Raw genomic sequence first — 4,488 nt, forward strand, 5'->3', positions numbered from 1 at the left:
CGGGACTTTTTCCCTGAAAATTAGGTAATTGGCCTCCTCAAAACCGATAAAACCCCACACCCCACACCCCACACCCTGCCCCCACAAAAAACTTTTTCAGCAGACCCTAAATATTGATACTATTGGGTATGCGAGAGGGTTTCAGGAAAATATAAGGCGTAAATCGGGTTAAATTGCGCCGATCGATCTCATTTTCGATCGCTTTTAATTTAGCTTGGAAAACCGCCAAAATCGGGTAAGCACGTTGATCTGGGAAAGCACTTCGGGATGGATAACCAAAACGGTTAAATTGAAAAGCTGTTAAAGTCTGCATAATTTCCAATTGATAAGCGGCCTGGGCCTGGGGCGGCAAAAGACGGAGAATATAATCTATATCCACTTCCTCAGCTGCTTTGGGAGGGGATTGATAACCCGCTAGGGGAATATTGGGGCTAAAGGCGAGATAATCGTATTGAGGATAATTAACCGCCGCGTGTTGTGGTCCGGCCACAAAAATTATCTGGGTGACAACTTCGACTAATTTGGCTAAAGTGTCTAATTCTCCGTCAGAAACTAATTTTTTGATGCCTCCACCTTCAGATGACATCAATTTTCGCGCCCAAGCTTGTAATTCTGTATCCTCGTTTACGTCCGCGTCGGAAGTATAGTAAAGACTTAGGTAATCTTTGACGTAGGTTTCCGTTGCTTGCCAAAGTAAGAGAGCATCGTCTCGGTAGGGGTAATCTGGTAGTAGGGAGGTATCCTGGACCTGGCGCAATTCTAATTGCTTTGGTAGGGCATAATCGGCGAAATTATCCAATCTTTGACGATAGGAACTCTTAATTAGCTCGATAGATGCTTCTAGGGTCCCCGCTAATAGACGATCAACGAATCCGCCGGGGTTAATTAACTCGCTCTCGGCTAAACTATTAATAGCGAGGGTAAATTGAAAATGAGGTCTTAATAGAATTGCCAGAGGATGATTAAGTGCTAACTCGGTAGCTGTGGCTAAAACAAAAGCTTCCGCTACTAAATGGGTATGGCTGAGGTGACTAACTAATTCATGGTGATTTCCGTCGGCAATTTGCACGAAAATTTTCGCCATTAACCAATTAAGTCCGTCATCGGGGGTATAGATGCGCTGATTAGGTAGGGTCGGATCCTGATACAATTGAATGGCAACTGGTACTAATCCCCCTTGACCCCGTAAACCTCTAGCACGCCAACAGAAAAGGACAAGAGGTGCTGTCACAGTTTTCATACCCCTTTGATAACTGCCTAAAGTTAGGTGGTGTAGGGGGGCATAATCTGCTAGAAATAAGTTACCCTTAGCGGCTTCCGAGGCAATGGTTTTATCGGGTCCCATAGCTTTTTGGAAGATAGCATCGCTGACGGGAAAATTATTTGGTAAGCTGCTAATCCCGCGGATTACCATGGGATTTGCTCCCGCTAATCTTTGGTAGGCAAAACCTGTGTTAGATTGCCAAGTTTTAATGCTTGTGGGTTTGGGAAGGATAGGAAAAAGTTCTTCGTAATCTTCTAATTTGTCGAAGGGATCAAAGACATTTTCTATTCTCGTGGCTACGCCATTGGCAATTAAAGCACTGAAACCTTTACCCCGCATTACTTGATAGGAAATAGAAAAGTTTTCGTGGGTAGGTAAATCTTTGACGAGGGTGATTCCATTAACGGAATCATAAATGTACACTTGTTTTTGTCGTCTTAATAGCTCTTGTCTTTTGACTGGATCAGGATCATTTTTTGGGAGCGATGGTGTCAGCAAAGTAACTCCTTGTCTAAAAAATTAGAACTTAAAAATTGTGGTCTTTTTCCTGGCACTAATAGGCTAGTCAAAGTAAAGAATTACCTCCAACAAAAGGGTCTTTTGAGGTAAATTACCGGCTAGATATAGTGTCACCCATTATATACAGCTAGAACTGGGTTAGATTCCCGAAATATTGCATCGGTTTGTAAAACTTAATATATTAATTCTCGGACCTATGAGGTGCAAAGTTGCTGGTTTGAGGTTGGGGAGATTTTATCAGTAAACAGTAATCAGTGAACTGAAAACTCCCATCTGATAACTGATAACTGATTGCTAAACCGTTTGTAGGGGAAAACCTAAAGCTTCCCGTTGCTGTAAATACAATTGAGCAACCTGTCGAGCTAAATTGCGAATTCTGCCGATATAACGGGTTCTTTCAGCTACAGCAATCACACCTCTAGCATCGAGTAAATTAAAAGTATGGGAACATTTGAGAACATAATCTAGACTGGGAATCACCAGAGAGCGATCGATTAATTGTTTAGCTTCCTGTTCATATAAACTGAATAAACTAAATAATAACTCAGGATTAGAAGCCTCAAAATTGTAGGTACATTGTTCGATTTCATTTTGCAGAAAAATATCACCGTAGAGGATATTTTCATTCCATTGAATTTTATTAATTGCCTCTACATCTTGCAGATACATGGCTAATCTTTCTAAACCGTAGGTAATTTCGATCGCCACCGGACGACAATCAATACCCCCACACTGTTGAAAGTAGGTAAATTGAGTGATTTCCATACCATCTAACCACACTTCCCAACCCACACCCCAAGCGCCGAGGGTGGGAGATTCCCAGTTATCTTCCACGAAGCGAATATCGTGATCTTCTGGGTTAATTCCTAACACCCGCAGGGAGTCTAAATAGATTTCCTGAATATTATCAGGAGAGGGTTTAATTAGGACTTGATATTGATAGTAATGCTGAAAACGATTGGGATTTTCGCCATAACGGCCATCCGTTGGACGACGACAGGGTTCCACATAGGCAACGGCCCAAGGTTCCGGACCAATTGCCCTTAAAAAAGTGTGGGGACTCATGGTTCCCGCACCTTTTTCGGTATCATAGGGTTGAGCAACTAAACAACCACGAGCGGCCCAAAATTCATTTAATTTAGCGATAACAGCTTGGAAAGTTAGAGACATGGGAAAAAGTAAAAAAGCAGATTAGGGGTTGGGGAAGTGGGAATTATAAATTATAAATTATGAATTATGAATTGGGAAGTGGGGAAGTGGGGAAGTGGGGAGCTTTTCAGTGATCAGTAAACTGATAACTGATAACTGATAACTGATAACTGATAACTGTCTCCTGACGGTTAAAGTCATTGACTTACTTTTAACTGCAAGCGAAAGTGAACGGGGGTAGAAGATTGGGGGAGAATAACTAATTCATAAAATCCCTCTTCGGGTAATTGACCGGACCATTGCCGATCGCTAGACTTGTCTAAAAGGGTAATATTACCCGTGGGAGAGTAGAAAGATAGTAAAACTTCGCCTTCCGTCTCTAAATTTAAGTCTAACCGATCACTGGAACGCAATTTTATTGCATAGGCTTTTCCTTGTCCCTGGCTGAGAATTGCCTCGATCACTTCCTCTCCCCCCGCGTCTAAACTTTCGATCGCTTGGTAGGATAGGCCAGACTGTAAAGATTGTAACTGATTCCAGGCCAAACCACTCCATAGTTGACCTAAGCCGCTATCAAAATTTGGTCTTTCTGTCAATTCGGGAAATAGCTGAAAAAAAGCATTATCAGTGAGTAAATTAAGGACTCTACTGCTTAATCGTAACTGATTCACTTGTTCTCGCCATTTTTCTCGCTGTTGCTCGTCGTAGCTACCTAATGCTTCTCTAGTGCCAGAATCGAGACGGTCTAAGCGATCGAGGATTTCTGCTGCTAAAATATCTCTTTGTTCCTGTTTCTGTTTTTCCTCTTTGATATCCCCATAGCGGAGGTTAAACAATTCATTGACGAGATTTTTAAAAAACTGACCATCAATTCCCAACTCTAGACGGCGCTTTCTCATCTCGGCTTTCCGTTGCCATGCCGGATCTGTGGCAGAATTAAAATTATTTTCCTCCGTGGCAAAAACGGGTTTAACGGTTTGGGGTTGATTGCTGTGTTTAACCCACTGTTTACCGATTAACCAGCCTATTGCCGCCGATAGTAACATCAAGAGGCAAAAAATAGCGATCCTGCCGGAACAGCCGAGAAAAACGGGCGATTTATTCCGAGAATTGGCGGCCATTGTCTCCTTAGACGATTTGGGGTTTTGATCTGTAAAGATGAGATTAACACAAATAATAGGCTAAGACGCATTTTAAGCGCCTATCCTTAGATTAGCTGAATCTCCCCCAATCCCTTTACTATCGCCTCTTGTCTCATCTCAACAAGCAGTTTAAACACAAGGACAGCTTATCTCAATATTAGCCGCCACAATAATATCTCTGCGGGGTCGAGCAGTTAGGTAGCCTAAGATACTGGTTTCAATATAGACGGTTTCGCTCACGGCCATAGGAGAAAATCTATCCAACCTCCATCATGCCCTATTTAATTGTCGTCAACCCAACCTTGCATCTTCATCGGCTCGCGTCCTGTAGGACTGCTCCCAAAAAGGCAAAAGCTCCCCGGGACGCACCCTAGAAAATCTCAAAAAAAAATCGACCCGCCGCTAGGCGGGAAA

The 4,488-nt window shown here is 42.7% G+C and carries 3 protein-coding genes and 1 pseudogene; all 4 read right to left on the reverse strand.

Annotation, left to right across the window (positions count from 1 at the left end; all coding sequences use genetic code 11):
* Positions 1-106: 106 nt before the first annotated feature.
* Positions 107-1,687: a lipoxygenase family protein gene (locus PX636_RS05575; RefSeq protein ID WP_288116443.1), complete on the reverse strand. Its 1,581-nt coding sequence runs from the start codon at positions 1,685-1,687 to the stop codon at positions 107-109.
* Positions 1,688-2,077: 390 nt separating this feature from the next.
* A complete protein-coding gene (gene glyQ / locus PX636_RS05580) occupies positions 2,078-2,953 on the reverse strand; it encodes a glycine--tRNA ligase subunit alpha (RefSeq protein ID WP_147069202.1) in 876 nt (291 codons plus the stop codon).
* Positions 2,954-3,129: 176 nt separating this feature from the next.
* Positions 3,130-4,053 carry a serine/threonine protein kinase gene (locus PX636_RS05585; protein ID WP_288116444.1) on the reverse strand — a complete coding sequence of 308 codons (924 nt, stop codon included), beginning with the start codon at positions 4,051-4,053 and terminating at the stop codon, positions 3,130-3,132.
* Between the two features lie 165 nt (positions 4,054-4,218).
* A pseudogene (locus tag PX636_RS05590) lies at positions 4,219-4,314 on the reverse strand (type II toxin-antitoxin system VapC family toxin); the annotation flags it as partial.
* Positions 4,315-4,488 lie beyond the last annotated feature (174 nt).

The organism is Microcystis sp. M53598_WE2, assembly GCF_030067735.1.
GTDB lineage: Bacteria > Cyanobacteriota > Cyanobacteriia > Cyanobacteriales > Microcystaceae > Microcystis > Microcystis aeruginosa.

What these genes read in the sequence shown, in the direction of transcription:
- glyQ (WP_147069202.1), bottom strand. Translation starts at nt 2,953, where the DNA reads ATGTCTCTAACTTTCCAAGCTGTTATCGCTAAATTAAATGAATTTTGG.
- PX636_RS05585 (WP_288116444.1), bottom strand. Translation starts at nt 4,053, where the DNA reads ATGGCCGCCAATTCTCGGAATAAATCGCCCGTTTTTCTCGGCTGTTCC.